This window comes from Micromonospora sp. NPDC048830, from assembly GCF_043198215.1.
Classification (GTDB): domain Bacteria; phylum Actinomycetota; class Actinomycetes; order Mycobacteriales; family Micromonosporaceae; genus Micromonospora.
Genome location: NZ_JBICUP010000038.1, coordinates 21,680 through 39,270 on the forward strand (window position 1 = coordinate 21,680; position 17,591 = coordinate 39,270).

Sequence of the window (17,591 nt, forward strand, 5' to 3'; positions counted from 1 at the left end):
CTCGCGGCCCGCCGGGGACCGCCTCGCGGCCCGCCGGGGACCGCCTCGCGGCCCGCCGGGGACCGCCTCGCGGCCCGCCGGGGACCGCCTCGCGGCCCGCCGGGGACCGCCTCGCGGCAGGGCGCCGACCGCCTCGCGGCAGGGCGCGGACCGCCTCGCGGCAGGGCGCCGACCGCCTCGCGGCAGGGCGCCGACCGCCTCGCGGCAGGGCGCGGACCGCCTCGCGGCAGGGCGCCGACCGCCTCGCGGCCCGCCGGGGACCGCCTCGCGGCAGGGCGCGGAACGAGTCCGCGCCGAGCGGGTGGTGCTACCACCAGAAGGCGGCCCACGACGCATCCACCGATCAGTCATTTGATCATCACCTGTACGGCCCAATTGATCATGACTGGGCGTCGAGCCCGGGATGGCGGCGGTTTAGACCGACAGGAGGCGGCAAACCGCGATTAATCCGTAATACGCGATATGAACAAAAGACGCGGATGATGCCCCGGGACCGGGAATGGCCGGGCAGAATCCCGCAAATTGTGGCGCATGCCACCAAGCGCCCAGGCCACAGGCTGCCGCGGGTTGTCTAGCCTCGCCGGGTGCGCCCCGACGACTCCGCCAAGCAGAAGCAGACCGGAACGACATCGGATGACCGTTCGGCCGATGCCACCTCCGCCGTACGGCGGGTCGGGCGGCACCGCGCCGACCCGCCCCGTCGCGGCGGGGTGCTGGCGTCCACCCCGGTACGAGCGGCCCTGGCCACCGGTGTGACCTGCTGCCTCGGCGTCGCCGTGTTCGCCGGCACCCGGCAGGCCGACCAGCACCGGGAGCCGATGCGTGAGGCCCTGGCCGACCGGGCCGCGGTCGCCGCCGAGGCCGAGCAGCGCGCCTCCCGTTCCCTCGACCGCTCTCCCGCCGTCCCGGTCACCGTCTCGCCCAGTCCGACGGCGACGCCCAGCGCCACCCAGAAGCCGAAGCCCAGGCCCAAGCCGAGCCGGCCGAAGCCGGTGGCGGGGCTGAACCAGCGACAGATGGACAACGCCAAGATCATCGTGGACGTCGGCGTGAGCATGAAGGTGCCCCGCCGCGGCCTCGTGGTGGCGGTCGCCACGGCGATGCAGGAGAGCACCCTGCTCAACTACGCCAGCGGCGTGCTGCCCGAGTCGCAGAACTACCCGCACCAGGCCATCGGCTGGGATCACGACTCCGTCGGGCTGTTCCAGCAGCGGCCGAGCAGCGGTTGGGGCACCGTCCGCGACCTGATGCGCCCGGCGTACGCCGCGCGGGCGTTCTACGAGGCGCTGCTGGAGGTTCCCGGCTGGCAGGACATGAGCGTCACCGCGGCGGCCCAGGCGGTGCAGATCTCGGCGTTCCCGGACGCCTACGCCCAGCACGAGGACCGGGCCACCACGGTGGTCGAGGCACTGACCTGATCCGTCGCACCGGCTCAGCCTCCGGCGCCAGCGGGCTGATCCCGTTCCGCCGGCTCAGGCGACCCGGGTGCCGCGCTCGCTCGGCGGCTCGACCCCGGCGCCACTCGCCGCGGCCCGGGTCGTCGGCACCCCGGCGGGCGGCACGGCCGCCGCGGCGGTCGGGGTGTCGACGGGCACCGGCGCCCCGGCCAACCCGGTCAGGATCTCGTCCGCCCGGTCCTCCCGCCGGCGGCGGGCCGCGAGGGCTGCCTCGAACTCCCGGCGGGCCTGCACCGCCTCGGCGTACACCCGCTCGCGGACCTGCCGAGCCTCCTCACGGGCCGCGTCGAGCTCGAACCGGGCCTGGGCCAGGATCTCGGCGGCCTCCCGCTCGATCTCGCCCAGTTCGGCCCGCTCACCCGCGCCGCGGCGACGCTCGACGACATCGCAGAGGCGGGTCGCCTCGTGCCGGATCTGGTCCCACTCCCGACCGGCCCCCGCGAGGCTCTCCGCCCGCGCCGCGAGTCTCGTCAACCGGACTCCCAGCTCGTCGAGGCAGGAGTCGACCTGCCCCCGGTCGTAGCCGAACTCAACGACGGAGAACCTCATACTGTCGCCCCCCAGGCAGCCGATGTTTCCTTCCCCACGCCGATCCTCGACCGTGCCGGCGACCGCCGAGGGGGTTCGGGAAAAATGTTCAGCATCCGCGCGGCGGGGGCGCCGCGGCCCACGGGGCGGGTCAGGCCCGCTTGGGCAACACCACGACGCGGCCGAAGAACTCGTCGATCCGGCGCACCACGTCGTTGAAGTCGTCCAGGTCGATCGGCTTGGTCACGTACGCGTTGGCCTGGAGCGTGTAGCTGCCCACCACGTCGGTGTCGGCGTTGGAGGTGGTGAGCACCACGATCGGGATGGTGCGCAGGTCCTCGTCCTGCTTGACCTCGCCGAGCACCTGCCGGCCGTCCATCCGGGGCATGTTCAGGTCGAGCAGGATCACGTCCGGGCGCTGGGCGTCGGTGTGCCGGCCCCGGCGGTGCAGGAACTCCATCGCCTCCTGCCCGTCGCCGACCACGTCGATGACCTTGTCGATGTCGGAGTCCGCGAGGGCCTCCTCGATCATGAGGACGTCGCCGGGATCGTCGTCCACCACGAGGATGCGAACGGGTCCGGGGGTGCCTTCACCCATGGGAGCTACCTGCCTCGGATCGGGGCGGACGGGGACCTGCCGGTCACCCGCTGGCGGGAATCTAACCGATCAGGGGGCGGTCTGCGGCGGCGGGTGGCCGGCGTCGGGCTCGTAGCCCAGCACCTCGGCGAGACCGGTGATCCGCAGCACCCGCTCCACCCGCCCGGTGGCGCCGGTGACCCGCAGCCAGCCGCCCCTCGCCGCCGCCCGGTTGTCGCCCCGGACGAACGCGGCGATCCCGGTCGAGTCGCAGAAGGTCAACGCGCTCAGGTCCACCAGCAGGTGGCGCTCCCCCTCGGCGGCGAGCCGGTCGATCGCGTCGTTCAACTCGGGGGCGCTGCTCATGTCGAGCTCGCCGGCCAGGTGTAGGCATGCCCCGACGCCGTCCCGTTGCGCGTACGTGACGGTGAACGTCACCGTGGTCCCTCCCGCTCCACCGCAGGCAGACGCTTGCAGTGGAGCAAGTATAGACAGGACGCACGGTCACCGGGTCGGGGTGCCCGTGCGGCCCACCGAGCGCCGCGCGTCCCTCGGCCAGAACCCGGCCGCGCACGGGAAGTCCCGCAGCTCACGTCCGTAGTGCTCCAGGGTGAGCGCCACCGCCGACGGGGGCACCCGCCGGCTGGCCAGGATGCCGCCAGCCAGTCGACGAACTCGGTGAACAGCGAGGCGTCGTCGACGTAGACGCCCGCGGCGAGGAAGTCGATGAGATAGCCGAGATCGCCGACCGTGGTGTCGAGCTGCGCCGGCGTGTACCCGCGCACCGCGGGGACCCGGGCGCGCAGGTCGGCCAGCGCGCTGTCGATCAGCTCCCCGCGCCGCTTCGCGAGGCTGGCGTACTCGTCGTCGGCCAGGTGCGCGCCCACCGCCGGCCGACCTCCGCCTGCGCGGGGGCCCAGTGGTACCTCATGGGAGGAAGCCCGAGGTGACGCCGCTGACCATGGCCGTCGACCTGGCCGAGCCGGGCGCGCCCGTGATCCGGATCGGTGGCGACCTGGCCTTCACCACCGCCGCGCCGCTGCGCCACGAGGTGGACCGGCGGCTCGCCGAGCAACCGCCGACGCTCGTGCTCGACTTCGCCGAGCTTCAGTTCATCGACAGCACCGGGCTGTCGGTGATCGTCAACGCGTGGCGCGAGGGGCAGCAGAGCGGCACCAGCATCCGCCTGCGCTCGACCCCGCGGTTCCTGGACACCATCCTCGACATGACCGGCGTGACCAGGGGCCGGGGGCCGGCGAGGATGGCCTAGGTGGCGGTCACCGGCTGCAGGCGCGGTCCGGCGCCGCGCAGCTCGCCCGCGCCCGGCGGGGGTTCCGCGTCGTCCGGCGGTCCGGAGTCGGGCGTCTGGAACAGGTAACGGACGAACTCCCCACCCGCCTCGTTGTCGTCCGCCCCCGGCCACTGCCCGATGCAGTCCATTCCGACCACCTCGCGGCCGGTGCCGTCGGCTTCCTCCATCAGGGCCCACAGGCTCACCGGGTAGCACCGGGTCGCGTCGGGCGCGAGCCGCCAGCGGGCGTACCAGCCGGGTCGGGCGGGAACGATCTCGACGATCCTCTTCATGACGACCTTCCCTTCCGCGTGCGTCGGAAGTCTTCCGGTCCAGCCCGATCGTGGGGCGGGGTCGGGTGAGCGCCCCTCACCCCGGCCGGATGACTCTCCGGTCCGGTCCGGTCCGCCGGACCCGCGCCGGCCGCGCCGGCGCCCGTTTCGGCCCGGGCGGCGGCGGGAAGGCGACGGGCGAGACAGCGGATCGAAGAGGGAAGCAGAGGTGTGCCATGCGCAAGCAGATGGAGGGCGACAACCAGCGCCGTCGGACCCTGGCTCGACAGGCGCGCGAACGCGGCCTGCGGGCCAGCGAGACCGGCGCCTCGCTGAGCGCCACCAAACAGCTCGCCCACCTGGACCAGGGCAAGCGGGCGGGCCCGCCGCCGGCCGGGCGACACAAGCCGGCCACCGTCGAGGGCGGGCCGAAGCCGCCGCCGCCTCCCACGCCGTCGGTGCTGCGGTCCGGCCCGGCCCAGCCGCGCCCGGGCCGCTCGGTCGGCGGCGCGCCGGGCACGGCGGACATGGGCTACCGGGGGCTGGTCGACGACGTCGGCCGGCGCGCCGGGGTCGACTTCCCGACCGCGAAGGTGGCGGCCGAGGCCACGGTGCTCACCCTGGCCTGGGCGCTGGACCAGGCCGAACGGCAGCGGCTGCTGGCGGCCGTACCGTTCAGTCTGCACGACGTGGTTCCGGCCGACGGCGTCCAACGCCACCAGGACCTGCCCGGCTTCCTCGCCGAGGTGGCCCGGCTCTGCGGCCGTACCCCGGAGCAGGCCCGGTACCAGGCGGCGGCCACCCTCGCCGCGCTGGCCGACCGCGACGGCGAGCTGATCGCCTCGCTGCGCGTACCCGACGGGTTGCGCGACCTGCTCGCCACCCCGCCCGGCGGCTGAGCGGCCCGGCCCGGCGCGGCACGCGCCGGGCCCCTGGGTAGCGTGCCGGGGTGGACAGCAGCGGCGGGGTGGAGATCGTGGTCGACCCGGGCCGGCCGAGCGGGCGCACGCTGCTCGCCGACGGGGTCGCCCAGTCGTACGTCGACGTGGCCGACCCCCGACACCTGCACTTCGAGTACGTCCGCCGGATGGCCGACGTGGTGGACCTCGCCACGCCGCCCGGCGCGCCGATGGACGCGCTGCACCTCGGCGGGGGCGCGCTGACCCTGCCCCGCTACGTCGGGGCGACCCGGCCCGGCTCGGCGCAGCTCGTGGTGGAGCGGGACGCGGGCGTGGTCGAGCTGGTCCGCCGCGACCTGCCCCCGCCGCCACCGGGGGTACGCGTCGAGGTCGCCGACGCGCGGGACGCGGTCGCCGCCGCCCCGCCCGCCCGGTACGACCTGGTGCTCGCCGACGTCTACCGGGCGGCCCGGATGCCGGGGCACGTGGCCAGCGTCGAGTTCGCCGCCGAGGCGGCCCGGGTGCTGCGCCCGGACGGCATCCTCCTGGTCAACGTCACGGACCTGCCGCCGCTGGTGTTCACCCGCGCCCGGGTGGCCACCCTGCGCGCCGTCTTCGCCGACGTCTGCGTGGTCGCCGACCGGCGGATGCTGCGCGGGCGCCGCTACGGCAACGTGGTGCTCGTCGCCGCCCGGCGGGCGGGCCGGTTGCCGGTCGGCCGGCTGGCCGCGCGGGTGGCCCGCGACCCGGTCCCCGGCCGGGTGCTGCACGGGCCGGCCCTCGACGAGTTCGTCGCCGGTGCCCGGCCGGGGACCGACGCCTCCCTCGGCGTCGGGGCGGCAGGGGGCACCCTTCCCTGACACCCGTGGCACGTCAGGGGCGCGGACGGCGCGTGGGCGGCCAACGGGGTTTCCGGCGGCGCCGGCCGGGTAGCCGCGCCGGATGAGAGGGGTTTCCGGTGGCGTCCGCCGGGTAGCCGCGCCGGATGAGAAACGGCGACGACCGGACAACCGCCCGCCGGACCGCGGTCGTCATCGGGGTGGTGCTGGCGACCGTGGTGGTGCTCGCGCTGGTCTGGGCCACGCGGCGCGTACTGACCTGGGTCGTCGTCGCGGCGTTCTTGGCGGTCGCGCTGAAGCCGCTGGTCGACGCGGTCCAGCGCCGCCTGGTGCGGCGGCGCGCGCTGGCCACCCTGCTGGTGTTCGTCGTCGTGTTCGTCGTGCTGGGGGCGTTGCTCGCGGGGATCGTCCTGCCGCTGGTGGGCGAGGTGACCCGGTTCGCCGACCGGGCGCCGGAGCTGCTGCGGGAGGCCCGGGAGGGCCGGGGGCCGGCCGGCGAGCTGCTGAACCGGCTGCGGCTGCGCCAGTTCGTGGTCAGCCACTCCGACCATCTGAGCCAGCTCGGTGGGCGACTCGGGGGGCCCGCGTACGGGTTCCTGCGCAGCGCGGTGGAAACCGGCGCCGGCATCGCCACCGTGATCGTGGTGTCGTACCTGATGGTGTTGCAGGCTCCCCGGATCACCTCCGGGCTGCTGCGCATGGTCGGCGACGAGCACGACGAGCGGATGCGGCGGATCGGCCGGGGCGTGTCCCGGGTGGTGACCGGCTATCTCGGCGGGAACCTGCTCATCAGCCTGATCGTCGGCGTGCTGACCTTCGTCGTGCTGACCCTGACCGGGGTGCCGTTCGCCGGGGTGATCGCGCTGCTGGTGGCCCTCACCGACCTGATCCCGCTGGTCGGGGCGACCCTCGGCGCGGTCATCGCGGCGGCGGCGGCCTTCCTGCACTCCCCCACCGCCGGGATCGTCGTGCTGGTCTTCTTCGTGGTCTACCAGCAGGTGGAGAACCACCTGCTGGCACCGGTGGTGATCTCCCGCGCGGTCCGGCTCAGCCCGTTGAGCGTCGTGCTGAGCATCCTGCTGGCGGCCGAACTGGCCGGTCTGCTCGGCGCGCTGCTGGCCGTCCCCGCCGCGGGCATCGCCCAGGTGCTGCTCCGCGAGTTCCTCCCGCCCGAGCGCCGGCCCACGCCACCGGCGGTGCCGGAGGGTCCCGGCGGGCGCACCCCCTTTCGTGATCGTCTGCCGTTCGGCAAGAGGAGGCGCCGGCCGGAGTCACGCTGACGACCGTGCGCCGTCCGACGGCTCGCCGGGGGCTCGCCCGTCAGCCCCGGCGAGCGGTGGCCGTCAGCCCCGGCGGGCCACCTCCGGCGACGTGCTCTCCAGCGGCACGGCGTTCGCGGGTATCAGGCCGAGCTGCACGGCCGGACGGGACAGGGTGGCGTCGAGCAGCCAGTCCGCGCCGACCCGGGCCCGGTTCGACGGCATGGCCAGCAGGTGGTAGCCGCGGGTGACGGCCTTGGCGGGCAGCCCGGACATGGACACCTTCAGCGGGTTCGCGGCCGCGTCCTTGCCGCCGAGGTCGACCACCCAGCCCAGCTCGCGGTGCCGGTACGGCCGGCGCCGGCCCTGCCCGTACGAGGCGGCGATGTTGTGGGCGGCCAGCTTGCCCTGGCGCTGGGCGTGCTGCGCGGTCATCGCGCAGATCCTGCCGGGGTTGTTGGGGTCGGGCACCGCTGCGGCGTCGCCGCAGGCGTACACCTCGGGATAGCCGGGGACGGTCAGGTACTCGTCGACCGTCAGGCGGCCCTTCTCGGTGCGCAGGCCCAGCTCGGCGACGAACGGGTCGGGACGCACGCCGACGCACCAGACCAGCGTGCACGTCGGCACGTACTCCCCGTCGGACAGCTTGACCCCGTCCGGGGTGGCCTCGGCCACCGACGTGCCCATCCGGACGTCGACGCCGCGCCGGCGCAGCACCCGGTCGGCCGTGTCCGACATCCGCTGGTCCATCTCGGGCAGCACCCTCGGGGCCACGTCGAGCAGCATCCAGCGGGGCCGGACGTCGAGGTGCGGGCGCTGGGCGACCAGCCGGTCGGTGAAGAGTTGGCCGTGCGCGGCCACCTCGGTGCCCGTGTAGCCGGCGCCGACCACGACGAACGTGGCGCGCGCCCGCCGCTCCGCCGGGTCCTCGGCCAGCTCGGCCAGCTCGATCTGGCGGACCACGTGGTCGTGCACGTAGAGCGCCTCCGGCAGGCCGCGGAACCCGTGGGCGTACTCGGTGACGCCGGGGATGGGCAGCAGCTTGTTGACGCTGCCGACGGAGAGCACGAGCCGGTCGTACGCGAGCTTGCCGGTGTCGCCCTCGGGATTGGTGTAGCCCACCCAGCGGTTCTGCAGGTCCACCCGGTCGGCCTCGCCGACGACGACCCGGACGCCGTTCAGGGTGCCGCTGAGCGGCACGGAGATCCGGCCGGGCTCGACCACCCCGGCGGCCACCTCGGGCAGCAGCGGCAGGTAGAGGAAGTAGTCGGTCGAATTCAGCAGCACGATCTCGGCCCGGTCCCGGGCGATCCGGCTCAACGTCTTCGCCGCGTGGTAACCGGCGAACCCGGCTCCCACGATCACCACACGAGGTTTCGTCATGTCCGCTGCGGTTCCCCCCGGCCGGACGGGCAAACACTCAAGCCGGGAATTCAAGAACGGCAATATAGACAACGGGGGTGTTCCGGGGCGACGATGCCCGGATGGGAGCACACCACAGCGCCCGCGCGGATGCAGTCAGGCGAGGTTGGGTCGCAGCCACCTCTCCGCCTCGGCCACCGCGCAGCCGCGCCGGACGGCGTACTCCTCGAGTTGATCCCTGCCGATGCGGCCGACGGTGAAGTACCGGGACGCGGGATGGGCGAAGATCATGCCGCTGACGCTGGCGGCCGGGGTCATGGCGTACGACGCGGTCAGGCCGATCCCCCGCGACCCGGCGTCGAGCAGGTCGAACAGCTCGCGCTTCAGCGTGTGGTCCGGGCAGGCCGGGTAGCCGAACGCGGGCCGGATGCCCCGGAAGCGCTCGGCGTGCAGGTCCTCGACCTTCGGGTCGGCGTCGGGCTCGAACCACTCGCGGCGCGCCCGCAGGTGGACGTACTCGGCGAACGCCTCGGCGAGCCGGTCGGCCAGCGCCTTGACCATGATCGACCGATAGTCGTCGTGCTCGGCCTCGTACCGCGCGGCCAGGGCGTCGGCGCCGTGGACGGCGACCGCGAAGCCCCCGAGGTGGTCCCCGGCCCCGGCCACGTAGTCGGCCAGGCAGCGGTTGGCCCGCCCCTCCGGCTTGCCGGTCTGCTGCCGCAGCATCGGGAACCGGACCCCGTCGACCACGATGTCGTCGCCCTCGGCGTACGCGGGCCAGAAGCCGTACCCGCCGCGGGCCTCGAACGCGCCCTCGGCCTCGATGACGTCGAGCAGGGCGTTGGCGTCGTCGTACAGCTCCCGGGCCGCCGGCTGGTCGAGGATCCGCGGGAACTTGCCCTTCAACCCCCAGGCCAGGAACAGGAACTGCCAGTCGATCAGCGGGCGCAGCTCGCCGACCGGCAGCTCCACGGCGCGTACGCCCGTGAACGCGGGGGTCGGCAGGTCGGCGAAGTCGACCCGCTCGCGGTTGGCGCGGGCCTGCTCGAGGCTCAGCAGCCCCAGGCCGCGGCGGGTCAGGTGCTGCTCGCGCAGGCGCTCCTGCTCCGCCCGGTTGGCGGCGTCCAGCTTGCTGGCCCGCTCGGCGTCGAGCAGGTCGGACACCACCCCGACGACCAGGGACGCGTCCAGGACGTGCACGGTCGGGCCGTCGTAGGCGGGCGCGATCCGCACCGCGGTGTGCTGCTTCGAGGTCGTCGCCCCGCCGATCAGCAGCGGGAGGCGCAGACCGCGCCGGCGCATGTCGGCGGCGACCGTCACCATCTCGTCCAGCGACGGCGTGATCAGCCCGGACAGGCCGACGATGTCGGCGCCCTCGGCGACCGCGGTGTCCAGGATCTTCGCCGCCGGCACCATCACGCCGAGGTCGATGACCTCGTAGGCGTTGCAGCCCAGCACCACGCCGACGATGTTCTTGCCGATGTCGTGGACGTCGCCCTTGACGGTGGCGAGCACGACCTTGCCCCGGCTGTGTCCGGTGCTCTTCTCCTTGTCCATGTACGGCTCGAGGTAGGCGACGGCGCGTTTCATCACGCGGGCGCTCTTGACCACCTGCGGCAGGAACATCTTGCCGGCGCCGAACAGCTCGCCGACGACCTTCATGCCGTCCATGAGCGGACCCTCGATCACGTCGAGCGGGCGCCCGAGCAGTTGCCGCGCCTGCTCCGTGTCCTCCTCGACGAAGTCGACGACACCGTGGACCAGCGCGTACGAGAGGCGTTCACGGACGGAGCCCGCGCGCCAGGACAGGTCGGCGGTCCGCCTGGTGCCGGTTCCCGTGACCGTGGACGCGAAGGACACCAGCCGTTCGGTCGCGTCCGGGCGCCGGTCGAACAGCACGTCCTCGACGAGTTCCAGCAGGTCGGCGGGGATGTCCTCGTAGACCGCGAGCTGGCCGGCGTTCACGATCCCCATGTCCAGCCCGGCGCGCACCGCGTGCAGCAGGAACGCCGAGTGCATCGCCTCGCGTACCACGTCGTTGCCCCGGAAGGAGAACGACAGGTTCGAGATGCCGCCGCTGGTCCGGGCGCCCGGGCAGCGCTGCTTGATCAGCGGCAGGGCGTCGATGAACGCCTTCGCGTACCCGTTGTGTTCCGGGATGCCGGTGGCGACGGCGAGCACGTTCGGGTCGAACACGATGTCCTCGGGCGCGAAGCCGGCCCGGCCGACCAGGAGGTCGTACGCGCGGGCGCAGATCTCCACCTTGCGCCGCGTGCTGTCGGCCTGCCCCTGCTCGTCGAAGGCCATCACGACGACGCCGGCGCCGAAGCCGCGGATCCGCCGGGCCTGGGCGAGGAACTCCTCCTCGCCCTCCTTGAGGCTGATCGAGTTGACCACGCCCTTGCCCTGCACGCACTTCAGCCCGGCCTCGAGCACGCGCCAGTTCGAGCTGTCGATCATGATCGGGACCTTGGCGATCTCCGGCTCGGTCGCGATCAGGTTGAGGAACGTGGTCATCGCCCGCTCACTGTCGAGCAGGTCGGCGTCCATGTTGACGTCGAGGATGTTGGCGCCGCCGCGGACCTGGTCGAGGGCGACGTCGACCGCGCCCTGGAAGTCGTCCGCCTCGATCAGCCGCCGGAACCTCGCCGAGCCGGTGACGTTGGTCCGCTCACCGATCATCACGAAGCCGGTGTCCGGGCCGATCTCGAACGGCTCCAGGCCGCTGAACCGGGTCGTGGCCGGCGGGACGGCCACGGCCCGCGGGGCGACGTCCCGCACGGCGGTGGCGATCCGCGCGATGTGCTCGGGCGTGGTGCCGCAGCAGCCGCCGACGACGTTGACCAGGCCGGCGGTGGCGAACTCGCCGATCAGCCGAGCCGTCTCGTCGGGTGTCTGGTCGTACCCGCCGAACGCGTTCGGCAGGCCGGCGTTCGGGTGGCAGGCCACGTAGGCGCCGGCGAGCCGGGCCAGGTCGGCGACGTACGGGCGGATCTCGGCCGCGCCGAGCGAGCAGTTGAGGCCGACGATCAGGGGCTCGGCCCGCTCGACCGAGGTCCAGAATGCTTCGACGGTCTGGCCCGACAGGGTCCGGCCGCTGAGGTCGACGATGGTGACCGAGATCCACAGCGGCAGGTCGGGGGCCACCTCGCGGGCCGCGGCGATCGCCGCCTTCACGTTGAGCGTGTCGAAGGCGGTCTCGATCATGAGCAGGTCGACGCCCCCCTCGGCCAGCGCCGTCATCTGTTCGCCGTAGGCGTCCTTGACCTGGTCGAAGGTGACCGCCCGATACGCCGGGTCGTCGACCCGGGGCGACAGCGACAGGGTGACGTTCAGCGGGCCGACCGAGCCCGCCACGAACCGGCCGCCGGCCTCGTCCGCCACCTGCCGCGCGAGCCGCGCGCCGCGCAGGTTCATCTCGCGGACCAGGTGCTCCAGGCCGTAGTCGGCCTGCCCGATGCTGGTCGCGGTGAACGTGTTGGTGGTGATCACGTCGGCGCCGGCCGACACGTACCGCCGGTGCAGGTCCAGGATCAGGTCCGGCCGGGTCAGGTTCAGCAGGTCCGGGTCACCCGTCACGTCGCACGGGTGCCCCTCGTCGACCACGGCGCCGCGATAGTCGGCCGGAGCCAGCCCGGCGCGCTGCAACATCGTGCCCCACGCGCCGTCGAGGACCATGACCCGCTCGGCCATCGCGCGTCGCAGGGCCGCGACCACGTCGCTCCGGCTGCGTGAACCATCCATGCCAACCGCCTCCGTATCCACCGGAGGCGCCCTTGTCGTGAAGGTGAGCCGAGCGTGGCGGGCGGGGACGCCCGTTGCAGCGCCTCTCGACTCGGCCCCTGATCTTACCCGAGGGGTACGGGAAGATCGTGGGATTCCGATTCCTCGGGACGCCGGTACGTTCACCTGCCGGTGCGCACACCGCCGGTCCGTCGCACCGGGCCTTCCGCGCTCCGGGCGTGGATCCGTTTCGGGCCGCGCCTCCGACTCTCGACCCCGCCGAACAGGCAGCGAGGACCCGCCAGGAGCACCCTGGCGGGCCCTCGCCTTCCCGGGTCCGGCGGCGGGTCCGGCAGATCGTCATCAACCCCCGCATCCGGAATCGCCAGAATGGCCGATCCCGAATCGTCGACTCGATGTCGGCGACACAGGGGTGTCCGCGCCCTCCGGACGCCGCCATGTCGGCGACATGGGGCGGATCGGCCGCCCGGACCCGCCGACAGTTTCCGCCGTCGGTCAACCGTGCTGGTCGCCGGCCCGGAGTCGGCGGCCCGCGTCGAGCTGCTCGACGGTCGGGGGCGGACGATCGCCAGCGGGAGCCTGGAGGCCGGGGTGGGCGCGACGCGCGTGGATCCCCGCCAGGTCACCAAGCTGAAGATCTTCGACAGGGACGGCGGAACCATGCGGACCGCAGCCACGCCGAGCCTCGGCCCCGACCTCGGCCAACTCGGCGAACCGACCGTCTCAAACTGGTGACGCCGGCGCGTCGACAACTTCAGGGAAGATGCTGCCTGCCGGGCGCCGCGAGGCGGCATCTTCCCTGAAGTTGCGCGGTGTTCGGGGCGCGGCGTCGCGCCGGGGGGATCAGGCGGTGGGGTCGATGTGCTTGGCCAGGTCGACGAACGCCTGCCACGTCTTCGGGTCGAAGTGGAGCGTGCCGCCGTCCCGGTCCTTCGTGTCGCGTACGAGCACGACGCCGGGCAGGTTGTCGGCCACCTCCACACACGAGCCGCCGTTAGAACCCGAGCGGGTCGACTTGTGCCACCTGGCACCGGTCACGTCCATGTCTGCGCCGCCTCCCTGATCAGTTCGAGTGACTGCCTGCGCGAGAGGGCTTCACCTCTGACCACTTCCCACGTCCGCTGGAGGGTAGCAAGGTCGTCCACCCCGTCCACCACCTGCGCTTTGACCTGGTGGTCGAGGTGGGCCACCACCGCCCCGTCGCTCAGCGTGGCCAGGATGAAGGCTCCCTGCAAACCAGGGTAGAGCCCGGCGTCCTCGGCGACCACAAGGATCTGGACGTGCGGCAGTTCCGCCAGCTTGGCGAGGTGTTCGAGCTGCTCGGCCATCACGCCGGGGCGCCCGTTGATCGGCCGGCGCAGCACCATGACGTCGAGCACGGCGACCAGCGGGATGGGAGATTCCCGGGTCAGGATCTGCTGCCGCTCCAGCCGCGACGCCGCCCGCTGCTCAACCTCCTCAGGGTGGAGCAGGCTGTGCGCCATTGTGGCGCGGGCGTACGCCTCGGTCTGCAGCAGGCCCGGCAGGAATGCCGGCTCGTACCAGCGCAGCAGGGTGCCGTCGCGCTCCAGCTCGATCCACTCGCGCAGCCAGGTCGGCGTCACGTCCAGCTTGCCCAGGTCGCGCAGCATCCGCATGAACCGGCCCTCCCCGCCCGGCTGATACGCGGGGTCGTGCGCCCGGTCGACGGCCTCCATGTACTCCTTCGTCGGCGGGCGCCCGCCCGTCTCCACGGAGCTGACATGGGAGCCGGAGTACCCGATGGTCCGGCCGAACTCCTCCTGACTCGACCCGAGCGACGCCCGGAGCAGCCGAAGCTCGTTGAGTACGTAGTCGCTGGCGGTCCCCATCACTTCCCCAATTCCTGCTCGATCGTGCCGGCGAGACTTCCAGGAGCGCTCGTCCGCCCTTCCGACCTGCACGGACACGCGCGCGCGTTCCGACAGTAGCGGCGCCCTAAGCGGACTGTCACGGATGCGAACCCGTTACACGCCGAGAAGAACTGGGGCGTACTCCGCCAGGGCCGCCCCGGTCTCCCCCGTCACCCGGGCCCGAGACTGAGAGCCAGGGGTACAACGGTGCGGGCTCGCTCTTGCCATCTTGCAGTTGTGGTGCCACAAAAGCGGTCAACGCCCCACTTTGTCGGGCACCACACCTCCATGATCGACGCGCAGCAAACCGGCGAAGGCGGAACACCGCACTAGGCAATCAGGCCGGAGCGGTGATCGCCCAGCGCTCGTGGTCCCGCCACGCCCCGTCGATGAACAGGTAGTCCGGCGAGTAGCCCTCCAGCCGGAAGCCGAGCTTGCGGGCCACCCGCCGCGACGGCTCGTTGCCCGGCTGGATGTTCGCCTCCAGCCGGTGCAGGCCCAGGGCGGTGAACGCGTGCTCGACCACCAGGCCGATGCCGGCCGAGGCGTGTCCCGTGCCGCCGTACGGCAGGAACGCGGCATAGCCGAGGTACCCGCCGCGCAGCGCACCGAGCAGGATGCCGCTGATGTTGGCGTACCCGGCGATCGCCCCCGTGGCCCGGTCGCAGATCAGGTAGCCGGCGTGGTCCCGGCGACGGATCTTGCGCAGGTACGCGGCGTACGCCTCGGCGGTGTCCGGGGCGGCCAGCCACGGGTGGTGCAGGTCGTGGCTGCGCCGGGCGGCGGCGACGAACTCGGCCTCGTCGACGGGCCGGGGCCGACGGATGGCCGCCGCACCGGCCGTACGCAGGTATCTCACGGGGCCACTCTGACCGTGGCGGTGCGCCCCTGTCCAGCCGAACGGTGATCGTGAAACACCTCCCGCGAACGGCGACGACGCGGGCCGGCCCACACGTTCGGGACGGCCCGCGTCGACGTGGCGGGTCAGGATGCCTCGCGCTTGCGCGCTCCCCGCAGTCCGGCGGCGACCGCCAGGGCGCGGACCTCGGGGGCCGCCGTCACGCTGAGCGGTTCCCGGCGCAGCTCCCGGAGCAGCCCGGCGACCATGCCGACCATCACGAACAGGAACGGCAGCGCGGCGAGGATGGTCAGCGACTGCAGGGCGGACAGCCCGCCGGCGAGCAGGAGCACCGCGGCCACCAGGCCGGTCAGGACGCCCCACACCGCATCGGTACTCAGCACCTGACGGTTTCCGCCGCCCGGCGCGCTGGGGTTACAGCCGCGCGGCAAGGCGGTGGTAGGCGCCGCTCCACCGGAGTTCCCGCTGGAGCCTCTCCGGCGTGGCGTCCGCGTCGATGACCACGAGCTCCGTACGCAGCATCTCGGCCAGTTCGCGGAACTCCGGCGTGCCGACCGCCTTCGACAGGACGGTGTGGTGCGGGCCGCCGGCGAGCAGCCAGCACTCGGCCGAGGTCGACAGGGTGGGTAGCGGCTCCCACAGGGCGCACGCGACCGGAAGCCTGGGCAGTGCCTCCTCGGGCTCGACGACGTCGACCTCGTTGAGGGTGAGGCGGAAGCGGTCTCCCAGGTCGCTGATGCCCACCACCACGGCGGGGCCGGGGGCGGCAGTGAAGCGCAGGCGCACCGGGTCCTCCCGGTTGCCGATGCCGAGGGGGTGGATCTCGAGGGTCGGCCTGCGTCCGGCGATGCTGGGGCAGACCTCGAGCATGTGGGCGCCGAGGATCTTCTCCTGCCCGGGCACCAGGTGGTAGGTGTAGTCCTCCATGAAGCTCGTGCCGCCGGGACGGCCGGCTTCCATGACCTTGGTGGTGCGGAGCATGACCGAGGTCTTCCAGTCGCCCTCGCCGCCGAAGCCGTAACCATCGGCCATCAGCCGCTGCACGGCGAGGCCGGGAAGCTGGCGCAGGCCGCCGAGGTCCTCGAAGTTGGTCGTGAACGCCTGGAAGCCGCCGTCGGAGAGGAAAGCCCGCAGGCCCGCCTCGATCCGGGCGCCGTAGCGCAGGGACTCGTGGCGGTCCCCGCCCGGGCACAGCTCGGCCGCCACGTCGTAGGCGTCGAGGTACTGCTCGACCAGGTCGTCGATCTCCGCGTCGGGGATGTCGTCGACGACCTTTACCAGCTCGTTCACGCCGTACGTGTTGACGGAGACCCCGAACCGCAACTGCGCCTCGACCTTGTCCCCTTCGGTGACGGCCACGTCGCGCATGTTGTCGCCGAACCGGGCCAACCGTAGCGTCCGCAGCTCGTGCGCGCCGAGGGCGGCGCGCGCCCAGGCGGCGACCCGCTCCACCACGACGGGGTTGCTGACGTGCCCGGCGACGACCTTGCGGGCCACGCCGAGCCGGGCGGTGAGGTAGCCGAACTCGCGGTCGCCGTGGGCTGCCTGGTTGAGGTTCATGAAGTCCATGTCGATGGTGGACCAGGGAAGTTCCGCGCCGGCCTGGGTGTGCAGGTGCAGCATCGGCTTGCGCAGGGCGTCCATGCCCGCGATCCACATCTTCGCCGGGGAGAACGTGTGCATCCAGGTGATGACGCCGATGCAGCGCGTCGCCGCGTTTGCCTCCAGCACCCGGGCGTGGATGGCAGCCGGGTCGGCGAGGACCGGCTGCCAGACCACCTTGGCGGGCAGCAGGCTGCTGGCGTCGAGCTGCTTGGCGATGGCCTGCGACTGCTCAGCCACCTGGCGCAGGGTGTCCTCGCCGTACAGGTGCTGGCTGCCGGTCAGGAACCACAGCTCGGGGGCGTTCTGGGGGTCAGCAGGCATGGGTGGTCTCCTCGGGTGGCTCGGGCGGGTCAGCGCTGCCCGTAGACGTTCTGGTAGCGGTCGTAGAGCGAGTCGATCTCGTGCTCGGCGATGGGCAGCGGCTGGCCCAGTTGCCGGGCGATGTGGACGGTGCGGGCCACGTCCTCACACATGACGGCGGCCTTGACCGCTGCCCGGGCCGTCGGTCCGATGCTGAAGACGCCGTGGTTGCGCATGAGTACCGCCGGCGAGCGGCTCTGCGAGAGGGTCTGGACGATCCCGCGCCCGATGGAATCGTCGCCGATGAGCGCGAACGGGCCGACGGGGATGTCGCCACCGAACTCGTCGGCCATCATCGTCAGCACGCACGGGATGGGTTCCCCGCGCGATGCCCAGGCGGTGGCGTAGGTCGAGTGGGTGTGCACGACACCGCCGACGTGCGGCATGTGGCGGTAGACGTACGCCTGGGCGTCGGTGTCGGACGACGGCGCGCGGTTGCCGTCGACGACCCGGCCGGACAGGTCGCAGACGACCATGTTGTCCGGGGTGAGCTGGTCGTACGGCACGCCGCTGGGCTTGATGACCATGAGGTCCCGGTCGGGCACACGGGCCGACACGTTGCCGGCGGTCCACACCACGAGCTCGTAGTGCGTCAGCTCGACGTGCAGCCGGCACACCTCCTCGCGCAGGTGCCGGATCGTCGCGTCGACGTCGGTCAGAACGGTCAC

At 72.9% G+C, this 17,591-nt stretch carries 18 protein-coding genes, 1 pseudogene and 1 riboswitch; of the genes and pseudogenes, 6 read left to right on the forward strand and 13 right to left on the reverse strand.

Features of this window, described 5'->3' with window-relative positions; genetic code table 11:
* The first annotated feature begins 584 nt into the window (after positions 1-584).
* On the forward strand, positions 585-1,418 hold the full coding sequence (locus ACGFIZ_RS26230) for a hypothetical protein (RefSeq protein ID WP_393423428.1): 834 nt from the start codon (positions 585-587) through the stop codon (positions 1,416-1,418).
* A 54-nt stretch (positions 1,419-1,472) separates the two neighbouring features.
* Here the strand turns inward: ACGFIZ_RS26230 and ACGFIZ_RS26235 are convergent, their stop codons facing one another.
* The 4 genes from ACGFIZ_RS26235 to ACGFIZ_RS26250 form a co-directional block, all read right to left on the reverse strand.
* A complete protein-coding gene (locus tag ACGFIZ_RS26235) occupies positions 1,473-2,006 on the reverse strand; it encodes an ATPase (RefSeq protein ID WP_393423430.1) in 534 nt (177 codons plus the stop codon).
* A 130-nt stretch (positions 2,007-2,136) separates the two neighbouring features.
* A complete protein-coding gene (locus ACGFIZ_RS26240; RefSeq protein ID WP_393423432.1) occupies positions 2,137-2,583 on the reverse strand; it encodes a response regulator in 447 nt (148 codons plus the stop codon).
* A gap of 69 nt (positions 2,584-2,652) precedes the next feature.
* Positions 2,653-3,000: an STAS domain-containing protein gene (locus tag ACGFIZ_RS26245; RefSeq protein WP_393423434.1), complete on the reverse strand. Its 348-nt coding sequence runs from the start codon at positions 2,998-3,000 to the stop codon at positions 2,653-2,655.
* A complete protein-coding gene (locus ACGFIZ_RS26250; RefSeq protein WP_393423436.1) occupies positions 2,997-3,449 on the reverse strand; it encodes a hypothetical protein in 453 nt (150 codons plus the stop codon). The genes ACGFIZ_RS26245 and ACGFIZ_RS26250 overlap by 4 nt, the downstream gene beginning before the upstream one ends.
* A gap of 59 nt (positions 3,450-3,508) precedes the next feature.
* Between ACGFIZ_RS26250 and ACGFIZ_RS26255 the strand changes: the two genes are divergently transcribed.
* Complete coding sequence (locus tag ACGFIZ_RS26255; RefSeq protein ID WP_393423438.1) at positions 3,509-3,832, forward strand: STAS domain-containing protein; 324 nt, start codon at positions 3,509-3,511, stop codon at positions 3,830-3,832.
* Here ACGFIZ_RS26255 and ACGFIZ_RS26260 read toward each other — a convergent pair.
* Positions 3,829-4,146, reverse strand: a complete 318-nt coding sequence (locus tag ACGFIZ_RS26260) for a hypothetical protein (protein ID WP_347668272.1) — start codon at positions 4,144-4,146, stop codon at positions 3,829-3,831. The genes ACGFIZ_RS26255 and ACGFIZ_RS26260 overlap by 4 nt on opposite strands.
* A 215-nt stretch (positions 4,147-4,361) precedes the next feature.
* On the opposite strand from ACGFIZ_RS26260, the pseudogene ACGFIZ_RS26265 reads away from it, so the two are divergent.
* From ACGFIZ_RS26265 to ACGFIZ_RS26275, 3 genes and pseudogenes are all read left to right on the forward strand, one after another.
* Positions 4,362-5,021, forward strand: a pseudogene (locus tag ACGFIZ_RS26265) (DUF2267 domain-containing protein); the annotation flags it as partial.
* Between the two features lie 53 nt (positions 5,022-5,074).
* Positions 5,075-5,884: a spermidine synthase gene (locus ACGFIZ_RS26270; protein WP_393423440.1), complete on the forward strand. Its 810-nt coding sequence runs from the start codon at positions 5,075-5,077 to the stop codon at positions 5,882-5,884.
* 125 nt (positions 5,885-6,009) lie between these two features.
* A complete protein-coding gene (locus ACGFIZ_RS26275) occupies positions 6,010-7,143 on the forward strand; it encodes an AI-2E family transporter (RefSeq protein WP_393423442.1) in 1,134 nt (377 codons plus the stop codon).
* Positions 7,144-7,206: 63 nt separating this feature from the next.
* Here ACGFIZ_RS26275 and ACGFIZ_RS26280 read toward each other — a convergent pair whose 3' ends face one another.
* Complete coding sequence (locus ACGFIZ_RS26280) at positions 7,207-8,505, reverse strand: NAD(P)/FAD-dependent oxidoreductase (RefSeq protein ID WP_393423444.1); 1,299 nt, start codon at positions 8,503-8,505, stop codon at positions 7,207-7,209.
* A gap of 135 nt (positions 8,506-8,640) precedes the next feature.
* Positions 8,641-12,228, reverse strand: coding sequence for a methionine synthase (gene metH, locus ACGFIZ_RS26285; protein WP_393423446.1), 3,588 nt, complete (start codon positions 12,226-12,228; stop codon positions 8,641-8,643).
* 17 nt (positions 12,229-12,245) lie between these two features.
* Positions 12,246-12,322: riboswitch (S-adenosyl-L-homocysteine riboswitch) on the reverse strand.
* Between the two features lie 407 nt (positions 12,323-12,729).
* Between metH and ACGFIZ_RS26290 the strand changes: the two genes are divergently transcribed.
* On the forward strand, positions 12,730-12,963 hold the full coding sequence (locus tag ACGFIZ_RS26290) for a hypothetical protein (RefSeq protein WP_393423448.1): 234 nt from the start codon (positions 12,730-12,732) through the stop codon (positions 12,961-12,963).
* A 108-nt stretch (positions 12,964-13,071) separates the two neighbouring features.
* Here the strand turns inward: ACGFIZ_RS26290 and ACGFIZ_RS26295 are convergent, their stop codons facing one another.
* The 6 genes from ACGFIZ_RS26295 to ACGFIZ_RS26320 all read right to left on the reverse strand — a co-directional run bounded on the left by ACGFIZ_RS26295 (position 13,072) and on the right by ACGFIZ_RS26320 (position 17,591).
* A complete protein-coding gene (locus ACGFIZ_RS26295; RefSeq protein ID WP_393423508.1) occupies positions 13,072-13,266 on the reverse strand; it encodes a DUF397 domain-containing protein in 195 nt (64 codons plus the stop codon).
* Complete coding sequence (locus tag ACGFIZ_RS26300; protein ID WP_393423450.1) at positions 13,263-14,078, reverse strand: helix-turn-helix transcriptional regulator; 816 nt, start codon at positions 14,076-14,078, stop codon at positions 13,263-13,265. Before ACGFIZ_RS26300 ends, ACGFIZ_RS26295 begins: the two co-directional genes overlap by 4 nt.
* Positions 14,079-14,436: 358 nt before the next feature.
* Positions 14,437-14,958, reverse strand: coding sequence for a GNAT family N-acetyltransferase (locus ACGFIZ_RS26305; RefSeq protein WP_393423452.1), 522 nt, complete (start codon positions 14,956-14,958; stop codon positions 14,437-14,439).
* A 125-nt stretch (positions 14,959-15,083) separates the two neighbouring features.
* A complete protein-coding gene (locus tag ACGFIZ_RS26310; RefSeq protein WP_393423454.1) occupies positions 15,084-15,341 on the reverse strand; it encodes a BCCT family transporter in 258 nt (85 codons plus the stop codon).
* A 31-nt stretch (positions 15,342-15,372) separates the two neighbouring features.
* Positions 15,373-16,884: an L-arabinose isomerase gene (araA, locus tag ACGFIZ_RS26315; protein WP_393423456.1), complete on the reverse strand. Its 1,512-nt coding sequence runs from the start codon at positions 16,882-16,884 to the stop codon at positions 15,373-15,375.
* A 29-nt stretch (positions 16,885-16,913) separates the two neighbouring features.
* Positions 16,914-17,591 (reverse strand): L-ribulose-5-phosphate 4-epimerase, encoded by a 678-nt coding sequence (locus ACGFIZ_RS26320; protein ID WP_347669430.1) that lies wholly within the window; start codon positions 17,589-17,591, stop codon positions 16,914-16,916.